This is a genomic window from Halobacillus sp. ABH2_015 (assembly GCF_056158945.1).
On record NZ_JBSWUG010000002.1, the window covers coordinates 1,569,404 to 1,587,876 of the forward strand.

An 18,473-nucleotide genomic window follows, 5' to 3' on the forward strand; every position below is an offset into this window, starting at 1 on the left:
ACATGAGTATACAATGGTTTCCCGGGCACATGGCAAAAGCGAAACGGGAAGTAGCAGAAAAATTAAAGCTCGTCGACTTTGTCATTGAACTTGTCGATGCCCGAGCACCTTTATCTTCACAGAACCCGATGCTTCACGGGATTCTTCAGGAAAAGCCGAAAATGGTTGTGCTGATGAAAAAGGATCTGGCTGATCCTGCAGTCACAGAGCAGTGGATTGACTATTTCCAAAACAAAAGTATTCCCGCTGTTGCGATTGAAGCCAATCAAAAGCAGGATGTCCAGCGGGTAATTCAGAAGGCAAAAGCCCTCGGGAAGGAAAAAATCGATAAGCTCGTGGCCAAGGGCATTCGTCCAAGAGCGTCAAGAGCGATGATTATCGGTATCCCGAACGTCGGAAAATCGACGCTGATCAACCGTCTTGTAAATAAAAGAGCCGCCAAAACGGGAGATAAACCAGGGGTTACGACGAAACAGCAGTGGATTAAAGTGAAGAAAGAATTTGAACTGCTGGATACACCGGGAATCCTTTGGCCTAAATTTGAGGAAGAAGAGGTCGGATACCGTCTCGCGTCCATCGGAACGATCAAGGATCAAATTCTGCCTAAGGAAGATGTGGCCGCCTACGTGATTGATTTTCTCAGCCGGGAATATCCAAGTATGCTTGAACATCGGTTCGGGTTGGACCAGGTTGATGATATGATGGACGTTTTTGAGCACATTGGTAAAAAACGGGGCTGCCTGGAAAGCGGGGGCCACGTGAATTTTGAAAAAGTGTCCGATATTATTCTTCAGGATTTACGCACAGGAAAACTCGGGCTGATCAGTCTGGAAACTCCTGAATAGATGCAGGAATGAGCGCTGCAGGCCCGTGCCTGGAGCGCTTTTTTTATGGGTGTGAACCTTGTAGTTCCGACAGTCGAACGAAAAGAAACGGAGGAGCCATCATGTCCAAACGTACAATCAATGAAATTAAAGCCATGCTGCAGGCACAGAAGCCGACAGAAGCCGAATGGGAGGAACTGTCCGGGGATACCCGCAAAGGGGTCCAGCAGCTGTTAAAGCAGTATACAGACAGGCAGAAGAAAAGAGAAGCCCTTCGAAAGCAGTATGAAGACATGCTCGAGTTTGAAAAAAAAGCCTGGGCAGGTGAGCGCCAGTATGTATGCGGTATTGATGAAGCCGGCAGGGGGCCGCTTGCTGGTCCGGTCGTCGCAGGAGCGGTTGTCCTTCCCGATGATTATTATTTGGAAGGTCTCTATGATTCCAAGCAGCTTTCAGAATCCAGGCGGGAAAGTTTCTATGAACAGATTACGAGAGATGCCGACTGGGCAGCCGGTATTGTATCCAGCAGGGAAATCGATCAGCTCAATATCTATCAGGCCGCCAGGCTCGCTATGAAACGGGCCGTATCCCAGTTGAAACACGAGCCGGATCACCTTCTGGTCGATGCGATGACGCTCGGTGACGGATGGAGTGAAACGAAACTGATCAAGGGGGACCAGCGGAGTGTATCGATCGCTGCAGCCAGTGTGGTTGCCAAGGTAACGAGGGACCGGATGATGGCAGAGCTCGATGAAGTGTATCCGGGTTACCAGTTCAAGTCCAACCAGGGCTATGGAACAAAAGATCATCTTAGGGCCCTTGAAATCTATGGAATCACCCCTGTACACAGGAAAACCTTTGCTCCCGTTAAAAACATGCTCTAGAAGGAGGGGGCGTTTTCGTTATTGAAACAGCCTCTTCAAAGGAAGCAGGAACAGGGGGGGAGCCGGATCGGACTGGTTCCTGCTTCCTTTTGTTTACATAAGATAATTTTTGTTAATCTATTGAATTTTTCGACAGATATCACGCTTTTTATGGACAATTGACAGCGTTTTTTTATACAATGTACATGCAGTGAAAATTGATGGGAGGATGAAACATGAACATTCATGAGTATCAAGGAAAACAAATCATGCGTGATTTTGGCGTTTCTGTGCCAAATGGATACGTAGCTTATACAGTCGATGAAGCTGTTGAGGCAGCAGAGAAGCTTGGCAGCAGCGTTACTGTCGTGAAAGCGCAGATCCATGCAGGTGGGCGTGGAAAAGCGGGCGGAGTGAAAATCGCCAAAAATCTTGATGAAGTCCGTACATATGCCGATGACATACTAGGTTCAACGCTTGTCACCCATCAGACTGGACCAGAAGGCAAAGAAGTTAAGCGCTTACTCATCGAGGAAGGGTGCGACATTCAAAGTGAATATTATGTCGGCCTTGTCCTTGACCGCGCGACAAGCCGTGTAACGATGATGGCCTCTGAGGAGGGTGGTACGGAGATTGAGGAAGTGGCATCTGAAACTCCGGAAAAAATCTTCAAGGAAGTCATTGATCCGGTTACAGGTCTGACTCCTTTCCAGGCAAGACGTCTGGCATTCAATATCAACATCCCTAAAGAAGCCGTCGGTAAAGCGGTCAAGTTCATGCTTGGATTGTATGATGTGTTCGTTAAAAAGGACTGCTCCGTAGCTGAAATCAATCCCCTGGTCACGACTGGAGACGGAGATGTCCTTGCCCTGGATACAAAATTGAATTTTGACGACAATGCTCTATTCCGTCAAAAAGATATCATGGAGCTTCGTGATCTGGATGAAGAAGATCCGAAAGAAGTGGAAGCATCCAAGTATGACCTCAGCTATATCGCCCTGGATGGCAATATCGGCTGCATGGTTAACGGCGCTGGACTGGCTATGGCGACGATGGATACAATCAAGCACTACAGCGGTGATCCGGCGAACTTCCTTGATGTCGGCGGCGGTGCGACGACGGAGAAAGTCACCGAGGCTTTCAAAATTATTCTATCCGACGATAACGTAAAAGGGATTTTCGTTAACATTTTCGGAGGCATTATGAAATGTGATGTCATTGCTGAAGGTGTCGTTGCAGCGACGAAGCAGATCGGTTTGACGCTTCCGCTTGTTGTCCGACTCGAAGGAACCAACGTCGAGGACGGGAAGAAAATCCTTGATGAATCCGGTTTGAACATTACTTCTGCAGATTCCATGGCAGAAGGCGCACAAAAAATCGTGGAACTAGTGAAGTAGGAAAGGCGGGGAATGAGATGAGTGTATTTATTAACAAGGATACTAAAGTGATTGTTCAAGGGATTACAGGATCAACAGCCTTGTTTCACACCAAGCAGATGGTGGAATACGGCACACAGATCGTCGGTGGAGTAACACCAGGCAAAGGCGGTACAGAAGTGGAAGGCATTCCCGTATTCAATACCGTGTCAGAAGCGGTTGAAAAAACAGGTGCCAACGCTTCGGTCATCTATGTACCTGCCCCATTTGCTGCAGATGCCATCATGGAAGCGACAGATGCAGAAATGGATCTGGCCATCTGCATTACCGAACATATTCCTGTTCTGGATATGATTAAAGTGAAACGGTATATGGAAGGCAGGAAGACCCGTCTTGTCGGGCCGAACTGCCCGGGAGTGATTACGCCGGATGAATGTAAAATCGGCATCATGCCTGGATACATCCATAAGAAAGGCCATGTTGGGGTAGTATCCCGATCCGGTACATTGACGTATGAAGCCGTACACCAGCTTTCTGAGGCAGGGATCGGTCAATCAACAGCCGTCGGTATCGGTGGTGACCCTGTAAATGGAACCGACTTTATTGATGTCTTAAAAGCCTTCAATGAGGATGACGATACAGAAGCGGTCATTATGATTGGTGAAATCGGAGGCACTGCTGAGGAAGAAGCGGCTGAATGGGTGAAAGCGAACATGAACAAACCTGTTGTCGGCTTTATCGGAGGCAGAACAGCCCCTCCAGGGAAACGTATGGGGCACGCGGGTGCCATCATTTCCGGAGGTAAAGGAACAGCGGATGAGAAAATCCGTGTCATGAATGAGTGTGGGATTCAAGTGGCAGAGACTCCGTCTGTCATGGGAGAAACCCTTATTGAAGTGTTGAAAAATGAAAATCTTTTCGATAAATGTAAGACCCATTAAAAGGTAGCCCGGGGAGGCCGTATCGATACAGATGCGGTCTCCTTATCATGAAATCCAATACAAATGAGGTGCTGTATGAATTCCAAACGAATCAGACTGATCGGCCTGCACAGTCTTTCGATAATAAGCAGAGCACGAATAAGAACCCTGCTGACATCGGACCCTGAACTTGATTTCCTCACAAACCTTTCCCCAAAAGAATTCGCTTCTTTAACAGGCACTCCTATCCGCACCTCCCAAATGATTTATCGAAGGCTGAAAGACCCTAATATAATGAAGAAACTCGACAACTATCTTCGGAGGTATACCATTTTAACGTGGTTTGATGACCAGTTTCCTCCTATGTTCCGTACCATTCCCGACCCTCCTCTCGTGTTATATATGGAGGGCCATCCCCATCTACTCTCCAACGTTTTTTCCCTCAGCGTTATCGGTACAAGAAAACCCTCTTCCTACGCTTTCCCGGCAATGAAACAGGTGCTCACCCCACTCATTCATCAGGGAGCTTTGATTGTCAGCGGGATGGCTTATGGAATTGATCAGTATGCGCACACCCTCGCTGTTTATAATGGGGGGAAGACGGCTGCTGTTCTTGGGTCGGGTTTTGAGCATATTTACCCTTCAAACAATCTTTCTTTGTATAAACAAATGGCTGATCATCATATAGTCATTAGTGAATACCCTCCTGATATACCGCCGAAGAAATATCACTTCCCTGAACGTAACCGGCTTATTTCAGGATTGAGCCCAGCCACATTTGTCATTGAAGCAAAAATGAGAAGTGGGACAATGATTACGGTGGATCAGGCTCTGGAGCAGGGGAGAAGTGTGTATGCCCTTCCAGGTCCGGCGGGAAGCCCGACAAGTGAGGGGTGCCACCACCTTATAAATGAAGGGGCCAAGCTTGTTCACACGTACCAAGACATAGCTGAAGACTGGTTTGAAAAATTTGAATAATCGGTGACAAAGGTGGTACAGTACTAAGAAGAATTAGTCGTTATTCCCTAATAAAGAGAGAGGACCGGTTTGACAAACGGTTTCATTGTATTTAATAATAGGGAAGATTTATTTTATGTAAAATTTATAGAGAAAACACCTCTATGGGAGGAACCTGTATGGCAGATTATCTTGTAATAGTGGAATCACCTGCAAAAGCAAAAACAATTGAACGCTATCTTGGAAAAAAATATAAAGTTAAAGCTTCCCTCGGGCATGTCCGTGACCTTCCAAAGAGTCAAATGGGTGTGGACGTGGAACATGAATTTGAACCGAAGTACATTACGATACGAGGCAAAGGTCCGGTATTAAAAGAGTTGAAGACGGCCGCTAAGAAGGCTAAGAAAGTCTATCTTGCAGCCGACCCCGACCGTGAAGGGGAAGCCATCGCCTGGCACCTTGCCCACAGCCTGGACATTGATGACCAGTCCAAATGCCGTGTCGTATTTAATGAGATCACTAAAGAAGCCATTAAAGATTCCTTTAAACAGCCGCGGAGCATCGATTCCGATCTTGTGGACGCTCAGCAGGCCAGACGTATTCTTGACAGACTTGTAGGATACAACATCAGCCCGATTCTCTGGAAAAAGGTGAAAAAAGGGCTGAGTGCCGGGCGCGTACAATCCGTTGCAGTAAAAATTATTATTGACCGCGAGAATGAAATTAAAAAATTCCAGCCTGAAGAATACTGGACGATTGAAGCTGATTTCCTGAAGGAGAAGGAGCCTTTTGAAGGGTCTTTCTATGGTGTCGATGGTAAGAAGCAGGAACTTAAGACTCAGCAGGATGTGGAAACGATCCAGTCCCGTCTGGATGGCAGAAACTTTACAGTAGACAAAGTAAACAAGCGGGAAAGGCGGCGGAATCCTTCGCTTCCATTCACAACATCCTCCCTCCAGCAGGAAGCGGCGCGAAAGCTCAACTTCAGGGCTAAGAAGACGATGATGATTGCCCAGCAGCTTTATGAAGGGATTGATCTCGGAGGCAAACAGGGGATCACTGGTTTGATCACCTATATGCGTACCGACTCCACACGTCTTTCGAATTCTGCAAAGGATGATGCCAAACAGTACGTGGAAAACAATTTCGGGAAAGAGTTTCTTGGTGCCGGCAAAGCGGCTAAAAAGCAGGAAGGGGCACAGGATGCCCACGAAGCGATCCGGCCGACAGGGGCTGATCGAGACCCTAAAGCGATGAAGAGTATCCTCTCCAGGGACCAGTACCGTCTTTATAAGCTGATCTGGGACCGTTTCATAGCCAGTCAAATGGCACCGGCTGTCCTTGACACGATGACCGTACACATGACCAATGAAGGGGTGGAGTTCCGTGCGACGGGCTCTGAGGTCAAATTCAAAGGTTTCATGAAAGTCTATGTCGAAGGCAATGATGACAACAAGAAGGAAAAGGATAAACTCCTGCCTCATCTCGAGGAAGGCATGACGGTGAAGGCAGAGGAAATCAAGCCGAACCAGCACTTCACTCAGCCGCCTCCACGCTATACCGAAGCGCGCCTTGTAAAAACGCTGGAAGAACTGGGGATTGGACGCCCTTCCACTTACGCCCCTACGCTTGATACCATCCAGCGCCGCGGATATGTCGCATTGGATAATAAACGATTTGTTCCAACCGAGCTTGGCGAAATCGTCCTTGATCAGCTGCGCGAGTACTTTCCGGAAATCATTGATGCGGCGTTTACGAAGGAAATGGAAGATGACCTGGATGCCATTGAAGAAGGCAAAGAGGAATGGGTCAACATTATCGGCCAGTTCTATCAAGGTTTTCAGCCGAGACTGGAAAAAGCAGAAAAAGAAATGGAAGAAGTGGAAATTAAGGATGAGCCGGCAGGCATTGATTGTGAAAAATGCGGCCATGAAATGGTTTATAAGATGGGACGCTATGGAAAGTTCCTCGCCTGTTCCAACTTCCCGGAGTGCCGGAATACGAAGCCGATTTTGAAGAAAGTCGGAGTCACTTGTCCGAAGTGTAAAGACGGAGAAGTAGTAGAAAGAAAAAGTAAGAAAAATCGGAAGTTCTTTGGATGTGAAAACTATCCGGACTGCGACTTTATTTCCTGGGATAAACCGATCAGCCGGCCATGTCCGAAATGTGAGTCGCTGCTTGTAGAGAAGAAAGTCAAGAAAGGTACCCAGATCCAATGTACCAGCTGTGATTATAAAGAAGAACCGCAGGCTTGAGTCCTGTTATATTTTCAAGAGCCTATGACTATCCTTATAGTCATAGGCTCTTTCCAATTATTTTAATTGACACGGGTGGAGTTGGACGCTATAATTACGCTTTGGTAAGGCTACATACTTGACAGCACTGATGGCACAGCAGCTGGAGCCGGAAATCCTGTAATCTTTTCCAATTAATTGTTTAGACTTGGAAACAATTCAGAATTTTGTTACATTTTAATTAAATCCATTGTTTATTCAGTCAATGGTGTGATAAAATTTAATCGCCTTTGTGAGGTGAAAAACTCATGCATTCCTATAAAGAATCGTTTATGGAGTACCTTCAGATTGAAAAGAATGCGTCGCCTCTGACAATCAAGCATTACGGCAGAGATATTGATGAGTTCTATACTTTCCTTCATGCGGAAGGGACAGCCATTGAGAGCTGTGATTATTCGACCGTCCGAGTATTTTTAACAAAGCAGTATGAAGCAGGGTACGCGAGAAAAACTGTTTCCAGGAAAGTGTCCAGCCTCCGGAGTTTTTTTAAGTATTTAGAAAGGGAGAATTGGTTTGACAGCAACCCGTTCGCCAATGTGTCGCTTCCTAAAGCGGAAGCTCCTATTCCTAATTTCTTTTATGAACAGGAACTGGATCAGCTTTTTCAAGTCAGTGATCTGACAGATCCACTCGGACAGAGAAATCAGGCTCTTCTCGAACTGTTGTATGGAACGGGGATTCGTGTGAGTGAATGTGTCCAGTTGAAAACAGGAGACCTGGACTTTTCCCTGAACACAGCTCTTGTCCTCGGAAAGGGAAGAAAAGAGCGGTATGTTCCTTTTGGAAAGTCAGCTTCACAAGCGCTCCGAACATACATGGAAGACGGCCGTCTTGACTTATCGTCTAAACAAAAGGACCCTGTCCGGACATTGTTTCTCAATGCCCGGGGTGGACCGCTTACGGCTGATGGAATTCGTTTGATTTTAAATAAAATGGTGAAAGAAGCTGCGTTAACTGTGGATGTTCACCCTCATAAGCTCCGGCATACGTTTGCTACACATATGCTGAACGAGGGGGCTGATATGCGGTCCGTTCAGGAACTGCTCGGCCATGAGCATTTATCTTCCACGCAGATCTATACGCATGTAACCAAGGATCGACTGAGAAATGTATATATGAACAGCCATCCAAGAGCGAATAAGAGGTGAATCATATGGATCAGCAATTTCACGCAACGACTATTTTCGCCGTCCAGCACAATGGGAAGTCAGCCATGAGCGGGGACGGACAGGTGACATTAGGAAATCAGGTAGTGATGAAGCATACAGCCAGGAAAGTGAGAAGACTGTTCAACGATCAGGTACTCGCCGGCTTCGCCGGTTCCGTAGCCGATGCTTTTACACTTTTCGAGAAATTTGAAGGCAAGCTTGAAAGTTATGACGGCAATCTGGCAAGAGCCTCTGTGGAACTGGCCAAGGAGTGGCGCAGTGACCAGGTATTAAGGAAGCTTGAAGCCATGCTGATTGTAATGGATAAGGAAAAAATGTTTCTCGTCTCCGGAACAGGGGAAGTCATTGAACCAGATGACGGAATACTTGCCATCGGATCCGGCGGAAACTTTGCGCTCAGCGCCGGACGCGCATTAAAGAGATACTCCCCGGATCAGTCCGCTCCGGATATCGCAAGAGCTGCGCTGGAAATTGCCGGAGAAATCTGTGTGTTTACAAATGATCAGATCGTTTTGGAAGTTCTCGAATAAGGAGGACCAGGAATGTCTATACAGTTAACCCCTAAACAAATTGTAGAAAAACTGGATCAATACATTATTGGACAGGACAGCGCCAAACGCTCCGTCGCTATTGCTCTTAGGAACCGTTACCGCCGTATGCAGCTGACCGATGAGCTGAAGGATGAAATTGTTCCGAAGAATATTTTGATGATGGGTCCGACAGGCGTTGGTAAAACAGAAATCGCCCGCAGGCTTGCCAAGCTTACAGGCGCTCCTTTTGTAAAAGTAGAGGCCACCAAATTCACGGAAGTCGGCTATGTCGGCCGTGACGTCGAATCCATGGTGCGCGACCTCGTCGAAATGGCGGTCCGTATGGTCAAGGAAGAGAAAATGGAAGCGGTCAAGGACCGGGCCGAAGAACAGGCGGATAAGAGACTGGTTAAACTTCTCGTTCCATCCAAGAAGAAGCAGAATAATAATTTCAAGAATCCTTTTGAAATGCTGTTTAACCAAAATGGCCAGCAGGACAACCAACCCGACGAGTCCCAGGAAGAAGCCGAAATCGAAACGAAGCGGAGCCGGATCCGCCACCAGCTCGATATGGGTGAGCTGGAAGACCGGATGGTGACGACAGAGGTCGAAGAATCGCAGTCTTCCATGTTTGATATGCTCCAAGGTTCAGGAATGGAACAGATGGGGATGAACATGCAGGATGCATTCAGCCAGTTTATGCCTAAGAAAAAGAAAAAGCGCCGCCTTTCCGTATCAGAAGCGAGAAAAGTTCTGACCCAGGAAGAAGCGGGAAAACTTGTGGATATGGATGAAGTTGGACAGGAAGCGGTTTATAAAGTAGAGCAGTCCGGGATGATCTTTATCGATGAGATTGATAAGGTCGCGGCAAAAGGGGACAACCAGGGGAATGTATCCCGTGAAGGTGTACAGCGTGATATTCTTCCGATTGTGGAGGGATCCACGATTGTAACGAAGTATGGACCTGTAGCGACCGATCACATCCTCTTCGTAGCAGCGGGCGCCTTTCATATGTCCAAACCCTCCGACCTGATCCCTGAATTACAGGGCCGCTTTCCGATCCGGGTCGAGCTTAACAAACTCAGTGTGGCCGATTTCAAGCGTATATTAATGGAGCCTTCCAATGCGCTTTTAAAACAATATAAAGCTTTACTTGAAATTGAAGGTATAAAGGTTGAATTTTCTGACGATGCTGTTACCAGACTCGCAGAAATCGCTCATGAAGTGAATCAGGAAACAGATAATATCGGTGCCCGCAGACTTCATACGATTCTCGAAAAACTGCTTGAGGATCTTTCGTTTGAAGCTCCGGATGTCATGATGGAAACCATCGAAATTACACCACAGTATGTAGACAGTAAATTATCATCAATTGTTAAAAACAAAGATCTCAGCCGATTTATCTTGTAGGAGAGATCAACAAGGAGGAAATGCACATGAAACTACTAGATCGTGCACGTAAGATCAACGCAATGCTGCAGAAAACAACAGGAAAGTCCGTCGACTTCAATGATATGTCCGCTACCATGCGTGATGTCATTGAAGCCAACACATTCGTACTGAGCCGTCGCGGAAAGCTTCTCGGCTTTGCGATTAATCAGGAGATTGAGAACGAGCGTATGAAGGCGATGCTTTCTGACCGCCAGTTCCCTCAGGAGTATACCCAGAGTCTGTTCAATATCCAGGAGACAACCCCTGATATTGATATCGACAGTGAATATACCGCCTTCCCTATTGAAAACCGCGATTTGTTTGAGAACGGTCTGACAACCATCGTTCCAATCATCGGGGGCGGACAGCGCCTCGGTACATTGATTCTGAGCCGTCTTAACGGAAATTTCAATGACGATGACCTGCTTCTAGCCGAATATGGTGCCACGGTTGTAGGCATGGAGATTCTTCATGAGAAAACAGAGGAAATCGAGCAGGAAGCACGGAGCAAAGCTGTTGTGCAAATGGCGATCAGCTCCCTGTCCTACAGCGAACTTGAAGCCATTGAACACATTTTTGATGAACTGGAAGGCAATGAAGGCCTGCTGGTGGCAAGTAAAATTGCCGACCGCGTGGGAATCACCCGTTCTGTCATCGTAAATGCACTTCGCAAACTGGAAAGTGCAGGAGTCATCGAGTCCCGTTCTCTTGGGATGAAGGGAACCTATATTAAAGTTCTTAATAATAATTTCTTGCTGGAGCTACAGAAGCTTCGCACAAACTAAAAAAAGCAGGCCGTGTGCCTGCTTTTTTTTAAACCCTTTTTATAACATCCTGCCTCTCTTTGTGCCTATTGGATTATTTTTTTATATTCCAATAAATACATACTATTCGACACACTTTTATGACATAATGTTCATTATAAGATTCTATTCGACAATTTTTCCATTATCATACACTTTATAAGGTATTTAATCATAGTTAATATGTACTATTTGTAATACTCTCGTAAAAAAAGTCAGGATTGTATAGACAAATTTTAAGTAATTTTTTTAAAATTGAAGATGGGATATGGAAAAAATGTCGAATGAAGGATAGAGGTGGAAAGGTGAGCCTGTTTAATGACACGTTTACGTCCCTTCAGGGTGCTCTTGATTATTCTGCGGCCAAAAACAAAGCGTTATCCAATAATATCGCCAATGTAGATACGCCGGGATACAAGGCAGAAGGGGTGGCATTCAAAGATATCCTTGCCAAGGAAACGTCGTTCCAGACGAAAACTACACATGCCGGACATATCAACTTCAGCGGTGGCGCTGGTCAATCCTATACTACATATAAGAAAAACGATTCATCCTATCATCCGAACGGAAACAATGTGGATATAGATAAAGAGATGAACGAGCTGGCACAGAACCAGATCCAATATCAAGCGCTCGTGGAACGTATGAACGGGAAGTTTCAAAGTCTTCAATCCGTATTAAAAGGTGGTGGTTAATCGATGAGTATATTTCAGGCTATGAACGCCAGCGGCAGCGCATTGACGGCCCAGAGGCTGCGTATGGATGTGGCATCATCCAACATTGCCAATGCGAATTCCACGAGGGCTTCCATCAATGAAAATGGAGAGTGGGAACCATACCAACGGAAGATGGTTGTTTTGGAACCGGAGAAGCAGGATTTCAAGCACGTCCTGCAGCAATCCACAGAGACCGGCCATACATCAGGTGTGAAGGCTTCGGAAATTGTGGAGGACGAAGAACCTTTCAAGATGGCGTACAACCCGTCCCATCCGGATGCGGATGATGAAGGATATGTTCAAGTTCCCAACGTGGATCCCCTGCAGGAAATGGTGGATATGATGAGTGCAACACGCTCATATGAAGCAAGCGTTACATCGCTGAACGCTTCGAAAAGCATGCTGATGAAAGCTTTAGAGATTGGCAGATAAAGAAAGGGGATAGATAACGGATGGCAGAAATGATTCCATTAACGAGTGTGAAATCCATATCCGAACCTGTGCAGTCACAGTGGCAGAAAGGGGTTTCCCCGAGTGAGGCCCATCAGTCATTTTCCGGTCAGTTAAAGAACGCCGTGGATCAGTTGAATCACGTTCAAGTCGTATCAGACGAAAAAACGAAGGCTCTTGCCACCGGCGGCATCGATGATCTCCATGATGTCATGATTGCATCCCAGAAAGCCGGTATTACGATGCAGACAGCTGTGGAAGTGCAGAGCAAAGTCATCGACGCGTATAAAGAAATGATGCGCATGCAGGTATAGCAGTTCATGAGAAGATTTGCATTATACGATTCGGTTGAATCGTAATTTTTTTGGGGGCAGTTATGAAAGAGCAATTACATGGATATAAAGAGCGGCTGACTGCTTTTTGGAAAAGCCGCAGCAAAGGACAGCGCAGCTTGATGACAACAGCAGGAGCTGTGCTGGTTATTGCTTTAATCGTGATCAGTGTGCTGGCATCCAACACGGGGATGGTACCTCTCTACAAGGATATTACTGTTCAGGAGGCCGGACAGATTAAAGCGGAACTGGATACACGCGGCATCCCTTATGAGCTGGACCAGGGGGGGACAAGCATTCTTGTTCCTGACTCAGAGGTGGAAGGGCTTCTTGTAGATCTGGCCGCTTCGGGCATTCCGAACAGTGGAACGATCGACTACAGCTTTTTCAGTAATAACATCTCGTGGGGGATGACAGACAATGAATTTGATGTCATCAAACTGGATGCTATGCAGACGGAACTGGCTGGATTGATCACAGGTATTCAAGGGATCGAAAATGCAAAAGTGATGATTAACATGCCTGAAGAACAGCTTTTTGCTGCAGATGCCGAAGCGAATGCTTCGGCGTCTGTTGTCCTTGATGTCCAGCCGGGGTATCAGCTGGAACCGGGCCAGGTTGAAACGCTTTATAACCTGGTTTCCAAGTCTGTACCTGACTTGTCTAAAGATAATATCGTCATCATGGATCAAAATTTCAATTATTTTGACAATCAATCTGAAATGGCTGGACAGGAAGAGATGTATACATACCAGCAGAAGGTCAAATCAGATATTGAAAAAGATATCAAACAACGGCTGCAGCATATGCTCGGAATGATGATCGGGGAGCAGAAAGTGATTGCAACCGTAACGGCAGATATTGATTTTACTAAAGAAAACCGTGTGGAAGAGCTTGTGGAACCGGTGGACCCCGAAACGATGGCAGGGCTCCCTGTAAGTATGGAATTGATTGAAGAGACATACGAGGACGGTGCTGTACCCGAAGGCGGAACGGCCGGAACAGGGGACGAAGATATTCCGAACTATGAAGCCGGCGAAACCGGAAGCGGCGATTATGAAATGAAAAAAGAAACGATCAATAATGAATTCAACCGGATTAAGAAAAATATAGAGGAAAGTCCGTATAAAGTACGTGACCTCGGTATTCAGGTGGCAGTGGATAATAAAAAGTCCGTGAACGAAGACGGCTCTGTTGAGTATTTGACTGCAGCAGAAGAGCAGACCGTTCAGGAAAGTGTTCAATCGATTGTAGACTCGATGATTACAACATCCATCAATGAAGAATACGAGCAGGAGAATACCGACGGAAAGGTTTCGATCGTATTCCAGGAATTCAGCGGCCAAGTGGAATTTCCAACCGGTGAAACGTCTACGGGGCTTCCGTTGTGGGCCTACATCGTGGCTGGAGGCCTGCTTCTGGTCATCATTATTCTAATCTGGAGATTATTGAGACGGAACAAGGAAGAGGAAGAAGAAGAATTTTACGTGTATACAGAGGAAAGCGCCGTACCTGAAGAAAAAACAGAAATTCCGGAAATAAAGGAAAAAGAAGATGAATCAACTCAAAAACGGAAACAGCTGGAAAAGATGGCGAAAGAAAAGCCAGAGGATTTTGCGAAGTTGCTGCGCTCCTGGATTTCGGATGATTAAGGAGGTCTGAAGATGGCTTTGAACAAGCAGACACTGACAGGAAAACAAAAAGCAGCCGTCCTCCTCATATCTCTGGGACCCGACGTTGCTGCACAGGTATATAAACATTTGACAGAAGAAGAGATTGAACAGCTCACTTTGGAGATTTCTTCTGTTCAAAAAGTGGAAGCTGACAAGAAAGAAGATATTCTCGATCAGTTCCATCAAATTGCTTTAGCCCAGGACTACATTTCCCAGGGAGGCATCGGATATGCCAAAACGATCTTGGAAAAGGCACTGGGTGTGGAAGAAGCGTCTAATATCATCGGGCGTCTGACTTCTTCTCTTCAGGTGAAACCGTTCGATTTTGCAAGAAGGGCGGATCCCGGACAGATTTTAAATTTCATTCAAAATGAACATCCGCAGACGATCGCTCTCGTCCTTTCATACCTGGATGCCGAGCAGGCTGGACAAGTCTTATCAGAACTTCCACAGCAGCAGCAGGGCGATGTGGCGAGGAGGATTGCCGTAATGGATTCGACGTCTCCTGAAATCATCAGTCAGGTGGAGCAGATTCTTGAAAAGAAATTATCGGCCACCGTCACAAACGATTACACGGAAACGGGTGGTATTCAGGCCGTTGTCGAGGTATTGAACGGGGTTGACCGCAGCACAGAGCGTACCATTTTAGATTCCCTGGAAACCCAGGATCCAAACCTGGCAGAGGAAATTAAAAAGCGGATGTTTGTCTTTGAAGATATCGTCGCCCTCGATAACCGGGCTGTCCAGCGTGTAGTCAGAGATGTTGACCAAGATGATCTGCGTCTGGCGCTTAAGGTGTCCAGTGAAGAAGTGAAAGAAGTTGTCTTCAATAATATGTCCGACCGTATGGCCCAGACCTTTAAAGAAGAAATGGAGTTCATGGGTCCTGTACGTCTGCGTGATGTGGAAGAAGCTCAAACGAGGGTCGTTTCCACTATTCGACATTTAGAAGACATTGGCGAGATCATTATCGCCAGAGGCGGAGGAGATGACATCATTGTCTAACTATCCACAGGATACCGGCAGGGTCATTCAAATCAAGAAAGTAAATCCAGTCCCCCATCCTTCTGAAGAGGAATACAGCTCAGAGAATCTGGAGAACCACAAGGATTCCCTTCAACAGGACATCCATCATCTGCAGACTAGAAAGCAGGAGCTGATCCAGCAGACGGCTGCCGAAATTGAAGCAATGAAACAGACCTGGGAGGAAGAAAGAAAAGTCATTGAAAATGAAGCCTTCCGGAAAGGCTTTGAAGAAGGAACATCTAAAGGGCAGGAGGAAGGCAGACAGGTGTATGAAAGCCGGATCGAACAAGCGAATCTTGTCGTTGAAAAAGCCGGGATCCTTCAAAAAGAAAAGGTAAAGGAAAGTGAACGTATGATCCTGGATCTTGCCTTGACGTGTGCGGAGAAAATCGTAAAAAAACAACTGATGGAACAACCGGAAGCGTTCCTTCCTTTGGTCAGTGCAGCCATTGAAGAAGTGCAGGCGCAGCCAGAAGTGACCATCTATGTTCACCCGGATCAGTTCGGTCTTTTACAAGAGCAGAGAGAAGAGCTTCATGAAGCTGTTCGTCACAATACAGACCTTTCCATATACGTTGAGGCAGAACTTCCTCCTTTTACATGCAGAGTCGAATCCCCATTTGGAATTATCGATGCAGGAATTGACACACAGCTGACAGAACTTCGTAAAGCCGTCTTGAAAGCTGCAGAAAGGGCGGATGCAGATGAATGAATCTTTTTTTGAATCCGTGATCCGCCGGGCAGATACGTATAAGCGCTACGGTAAAATTCACCGCGTCGTCGGTCTGATGATTGAGTCCAAAGGTCCGGAGGCTTCGATCGGAGAAGTGTGTACCATCCATTCGCCGATACATGGACAAGCAACGATCCAGGCGGAAGTGGTCGGCTTCCATGATGAAAACATTCTGCTTATGCCTTATCAGGAAGTGACCTATATCAGTCCTGGAAGTCTTGTGGAAGCTACTGGATCCCCCTTGAACATTCATGTGGGCAGAGGCTTGATCGGGAGTGTTCTGGATGCCTCCGGACAGCCGCTGGACGGAAGCCGTCTGCCCAAGGGTTTGAAGGAATATCCGACGATTCAGGACCCCCCGAACCCTTTATCGAGGCCGCCGGTAAGAGAGCCGATACAAGTCGGTGTCCGCGCAGTAGATTCCTTGTTGAGTGTGGGCAAAGGGCAGCGTGTAGGAATTTTTGCAGGCAGTGGTGTTGGAAAAAGTACGTTGATGGGCATGATTGCCCGTAACAGCTCGGCGGATTTGAATGTGATCGCCTTAATCGGAGAGAGGGGCCGGGAAGTCCGGGAATTTATCGAACATGATCTTGGAGAAGAAGGCTTGAGGCGGTCCATTGTTGTTGTGGCAACTTCAGATCAACCGGCTTTAATGAGAGTGAAAGGGGCTTATACTGCGACTGCCATCAGTGAGTATTTCCGTGACCTTGGCTATGACGTCAACCTAATGATGGATTCCGTCACAAGGTTTGCAATGGCCCAGCGTGAAATCGGTCTGGCCACAGGCGAACCCCCCACTACGAAAGGGTATACGCCTTCTGTCTTCGCTCTCCTTCCAAAGCTTTTGGAACGGACAGGGGCTTCCAGCAGGGGAACGATCACAGCCTTCTATACTGTTCTCGTAGATGGGGATGACTTAAACGAACCGATCGCTGATACAGTCCGTGGTATTCTGGACGGCCATTTTGTTCTTGATCGTAAACTGGCTGAGCAGGGAAGGTTTCCGGCAGTCAATATCCTGAAATCCATCAGCCGCGTGATGAAGCAGATTGTCACAGAGGAACATGCTCATGCAGCATCCCAGCTCCGTGCTCATCTGGCAACGTATGAAGAGAACAGAGAATTGATTCAAATTGGCGCTTATAAAAAAGGGTCCAGCCGGGACATTGATGAATCGATTTCCTACTTTCCGCACCTGGTGAAGTTTTTAAAGCAGGATGTATATGAACCGGCAAGCTATGAAGGTTCGGTGGAAGATTTGAAAGGGTTATTTGACTAGGGGGATTTGTAAATGACGGCCGTTGTCCAAACCTATCAAAAGATTAAGGACTTAAGAGATAAAGACAAGCATGAAAAGCAGAAAGAGTACCAAAAAGCAGTAGAAACCTTTGAAAAACGGGCCCGGGAACTGTATGAAAGGCTCAGGGAAAAAGAGCAGGCAGTTGAACAGTTCAACGACTCCTTATCACGGGGGACTCTCCCGGCCGGCGCTTTCGTTCAACACCGGCAGTATATTGAACATTTAGAAGCCATCGTCGATGATCTGCAGCCGTTCGTCCAACAGGCCCGTATGAAAATGGAGCACGCTCAAACTGTTCTGACAGATGCTTACATCGAAGTGAAAAAGTATGAAAAATTAATAGAAATGAAGGAAGAAGAAGAAGTGCAGTGGATGAAATACGAAGAAAATGCACGCATGGATGAACTGTCCATGAATCAATACTTAAATTTCTTAAACAGGTGATGGTATGGCTGGAAAAATAAAAAACACCCCAACAAAAGAGCGTTCCTTAGGTAAAATCATGCTCGCTGTCTTTATTCCCGTTATCTTTCTTGCTGTCCTCGCATGGGTAGTACTGACACTGTCAGGGATGAACGTTTCCAAAGAGGTTGGAAAAGCGGCGTCTGCCATTCCCGGACTTTCAACAATCACTTCTTCCAATGAAGCAGAATCGACCGGTGAAACAAGTGATCGTCTGGAGGCAGCACTGGCAAACAAAGAAGCTGAAATCAACCAATTGAAGCAGGAGTCTTCAGACAAAGAATCATTGTTGGAAGAGAAGGATAGACAAATCCTTCAGCTTCAAGCCGATTTGGAAGAAGCTTCCCAGCCGGCCGTTCAGGAAGAGGAGGCTGAAGATTCTGTCAAGGATCTGGCCTTGTCGTTCCATGAGATGGACGCAGAAGATGCAGCGCCCATTTTACAGGAAATGAATCAGGATAAAGCTGTACTCGTTCTAAAAGAGATTACGAATAAAGAACGTGGAACGATTTTAGGCGCTATGGAATCGGCAGCCGCAGCCGAGATTGCCGTCCGTTTAATGGATGAATAAACGACACATTCGATAAGGAGGTGAAGAAGATAACCACACTATT

General features: G+C 46.6%; 19 protein-coding genes. All 19 read left to right on the forward strand.

From position 1 onward, the window contains the following. Window positions 1-2 precede the first annotated feature (2 nt). The 19 genes from ylqF (at window position 3) to ACXAD6_RS08460 (ending at window position 18,430) form a co-directional block, all read left to right on the forward strand. Window positions 3-845: a ribosome biogenesis GTPase YlqF gene (gene ylqF / locus ACXAD6_RS08370; protein ID WP_474968485.1), complete on the forward strand. Its 843-nt coding sequence runs from the start codon at window positions 3-5 to the stop codon at window positions 843-845. A gap of 101 nt (window positions 846-946) precedes the next feature. Further along, a complete protein-coding gene (locus tag ACXAD6_RS08375) occupies window positions 947-1,708 on the forward strand; it encodes a ribonuclease HII (RefSeq protein WP_474968486.1) in 762 nt (253 codons plus the stop codon). A 215-nt stretch (window positions 1,709-1,923) separates the two neighbouring features. After that, window positions 1,924-3,084 (forward strand): ADP-forming succinate--CoA ligase subunit beta, encoded by a 1,161-nt coding sequence (gene sucC, locus ACXAD6_RS08380; RefSeq protein ID WP_474968487.1) that lies wholly within the window; start codon window positions 1,924-1,926, stop codon window positions 3,082-3,084. A 17-nt stretch (window positions 3,085-3,101) separates the two neighbouring features. After that, the gene (gene sucD / locus ACXAD6_RS08385; RefSeq protein ID WP_027954193.1) at window positions 3,102-4,004 is read left to right on the forward strand and encodes a succinate--CoA ligase subunit alpha; all 903 of its coding nucleotides are present in this window, start codon (window positions 3,102-3,104) and stop codon (window positions 4,002-4,004) included. Between the two features lie 75 nt (window positions 4,005-4,079). Beyond that, window positions 4,080-4,961 carry a DNA-processing protein DprA gene (dprA, locus tag ACXAD6_RS08390; protein WP_474968488.1) on the forward strand — a complete coding sequence of 294 codons (882 nt, stop codon included), beginning with the start codon at window positions 4,080-4,082 and terminating at the stop codon, window positions 4,959-4,961. A gap of 158 nt (window positions 4,962-5,119) precedes the next feature. Next, window positions 5,120-7,195, forward strand: coding sequence for a type I DNA topoisomerase (gene topA, locus ACXAD6_RS08395; protein WP_474968489.1), 2,076 nt, complete (start codon window positions 5,120-5,122; stop codon window positions 7,193-7,195). Between the two features lie 287 nt (window positions 7,196-7,482). After that, window positions 7,483-8,382: a tyrosine recombinase XerC gene (gene xerC, locus ACXAD6_RS08400; RefSeq protein WP_474968490.1), complete on the forward strand. Its 900-nt coding sequence runs from the start codon at window positions 7,483-7,485 to the stop codon at window positions 8,380-8,382. Window positions 8,383-8,387: 5 nt separating this feature from the next. After that, entirely contained in the window at window positions 8,388-8,933 is a 546-nt protein-coding gene (hslV, locus tag ACXAD6_RS08405; protein ID WP_027954197.1) for an ATP-dependent protease subunit HslV, read from the forward strand. Window positions 8,934-8,945: 12 nt separating this feature from the next. Beyond that, complete coding sequence (hslU, locus tag ACXAD6_RS08410) at window positions 8,946-10,343, forward strand: HslU--HslV peptidase ATPase subunit (RefSeq protein ID WP_474968491.1); 1,398 nt, start codon at window positions 8,946-8,948, stop codon at window positions 10,341-10,343. A 26-nt stretch (window positions 10,344-10,369) separates the two neighbouring features. Further along, complete coding sequence (gene codY, locus ACXAD6_RS08415; protein WP_027954199.1) at window positions 10,370-11,149, forward strand: GTP-sensing pleiotropic transcriptional regulator CodY; 780 nt, start codon at window positions 10,370-10,372, stop codon at window positions 11,147-11,149. 323 nt (window positions 11,150-11,472) lie between these two features. Beyond that, entirely contained in the window at window positions 11,473-11,862 is a 390-nt protein-coding gene (gene flgB / locus ACXAD6_RS08420; RefSeq protein WP_474970387.1) for a flagellar basal body rod protein FlgB, read from the forward strand. A gap of 3 nt (window positions 11,863-11,865) precedes the next feature. Beyond that, window positions 11,866-12,315: a flagellar basal body rod protein FlgC gene (gene flgC, locus ACXAD6_RS08425; protein ID WP_474968492.1), complete on the forward strand. Its 450-nt coding sequence runs from the start codon at window positions 11,866-11,868 to the stop codon at window positions 12,313-12,315. 29 nt (window positions 12,316-12,344) lie between these two features. Then, window positions 12,345-12,647 carry a flagellar hook-basal body complex protein FliE gene (gene fliE, locus ACXAD6_RS08430; protein ID WP_474970388.1) on the forward strand — a complete coding sequence of 101 codons (303 nt, stop codon included), beginning with the start codon at window positions 12,345-12,347 and terminating at the stop codon, window positions 12,645-12,647. A 62-nt stretch (window positions 12,648-12,709) separates the two neighbouring features. Further along, window positions 12,710-14,317, forward strand: coding sequence for a flagellar basal-body MS-ring/collar protein FliF (gene fliF, locus ACXAD6_RS08435; RefSeq protein ID WP_474968493.1), 1,608 nt, complete (start codon window positions 12,710-12,712; stop codon window positions 14,315-14,317). A 12-nt stretch (window positions 14,318-14,329) separates the two neighbouring features. Further along, on the forward strand, window positions 14,330-15,343 hold the full coding sequence (gene fliG / locus ACXAD6_RS08440; RefSeq protein WP_027954204.1) for a flagellar motor switch protein FliG: 1,014 nt from the start codon (window positions 14,330-14,332) through the stop codon (window positions 15,341-15,343). Next, on the forward strand, window positions 15,336-16,076 hold the full coding sequence (gene fliH / locus ACXAD6_RS08445; RefSeq protein ID WP_474968494.1) for a flagellar assembly protein FliH: 741 nt from the start codon (window positions 15,336-15,338) through the stop codon (window positions 16,074-16,076). The genes fliG and fliH overlap by 8 nt, the downstream gene beginning before the upstream one ends. Continuing rightward, window positions 16,069-17,376, forward strand: a complete 1,308-nt coding sequence (gene fliI / locus ACXAD6_RS08450; protein WP_474968495.1) for a flagellar protein export ATPase FliI — start codon at window positions 16,069-16,071, stop codon at window positions 17,374-17,376. The genes fliH and fliI overlap by 8 nt, the downstream gene beginning before the upstream one ends. 12 nt (window positions 17,377-17,388) lie before the next feature. Next, a complete protein-coding gene (gene fliJ / locus ACXAD6_RS08455) occupies window positions 17,389-17,841 on the forward strand; it encodes a flagellar export protein FliJ (protein WP_474968496.1) in 453 nt (150 codons plus the stop codon). Between the two features lie 4 nt (window positions 17,842-17,845). Next, window positions 17,846-18,430, forward strand: coding sequence for a MotE family protein (locus tag ACXAD6_RS08460; RefSeq protein ID WP_474968497.1), 585 nt, complete (start codon window positions 17,846-17,848; stop codon window positions 18,428-18,430). Window positions 18,431-18,473: the final 43 nt, after the last annotated feature.

Bases quoted from the DNA above. Each gene is read 5' to 3' on its own strand.
- xerC (WP_474968490.1), top strand. From the start codon at position 7,483: ATGCATTCCTATAAAGAATCGTTTATGGAGTACCTTCAGATTGAAAAG.
- topA (WP_474968489.1), top strand. From the start codon at position 5,120: ATGGCAGATTATCTTGTAATAGTGGAATCACCTGCAAAAGCAAAAACA.
- fliF (WP_474968493.1), top strand. From the start codon at position 12,710: ATGAAAGAGCAATTACATGGATATAAAGAGCGGCTGACTGCTTTTTGG.
- ACXAD6_RS08375 (WP_474968486.1), top strand. From the start codon at position 947: ATGTCCAAACGTACAATCAATGAAATTAAAGCCATGCTGCAGGCACAG.
- fliE (WP_474970388.1), top strand. From the start codon at position 12,345: ATGATTCCATTAACGAGTGTGAAATCCATATCCGAACCTGTGCAGTCA.
- fliJ (WP_474968496.1), top strand. From the start codon at position 17,389: ATGACGGCCGTTGTCCAAACCTATCAAAAGATTAAGGACTTAAGAGAT.
- hslU (WP_474968491.1), top strand. From the start codon at position 8,946: ATGTCTATACAGTTAACCCCTAAACAAATTGTAGAAAAACTGGATCAA.
- fliI (WP_474968495.1), top strand. From the start codon at position 16,069: ATGAATGAATCTTTTTTTGAATCCGTGATCCGCCGGGCAGATACGTAT.
- sucD (WP_027954193.1), top strand. From the start codon at position 3,102: ATGAGTGTATTTATTAACAAGGATACTAAAGTGATTGTTCAAGGGATT.
- ACXAD6_RS08460 (WP_474968497.1), top strand. From the start codon at position 17,846: ATGGCTGGAAAAATAAAAAACACCCCAACAAAAGAGCGTTCCTTAGGT.
- codY (WP_027954199.1), top strand. From the start codon at position 10,370: ATGAAACTACTAGATCGTGCACGTAAGATCAACGCAATGCTGCAGAAA.
- dprA (WP_474968488.1), top strand. From the start codon at position 4,080: ATGAATTCCAAACGAATCAGACTGATCGGCCTGCACAGTCTTTCGATA.
- sucC (WP_474968487.1), top strand. From the start codon at position 1,924: ATGAACATTCATGAGTATCAAGGAAAACAAATCATGCGTGATTTTGGC.
- ylqF (WP_474968485.1), top strand. From the start codon at position 3: ATGAGTATACAATGGTTTCCCGGGCACATGGCAAAAGCGAAACGGGAA.
- flgC (WP_474968492.1), top strand. From the start codon at position 11,866: ATGAGTATATTTCAGGCTATGAACGCCAGCGGCAGCGCATTGACGGCC.
- fliG (WP_027954204.1), top strand. From the start codon at position 14,330: ATGGCTTTGAACAAGCAGACACTGACAGGAAAACAAAAAGCAGCCGTC.
- hslV (WP_027954197.1), top strand. From the start codon at position 8,388: ATGGATCAGCAATTTCACGCAACGACTATTTTCGCCGTCCAGCACAAT.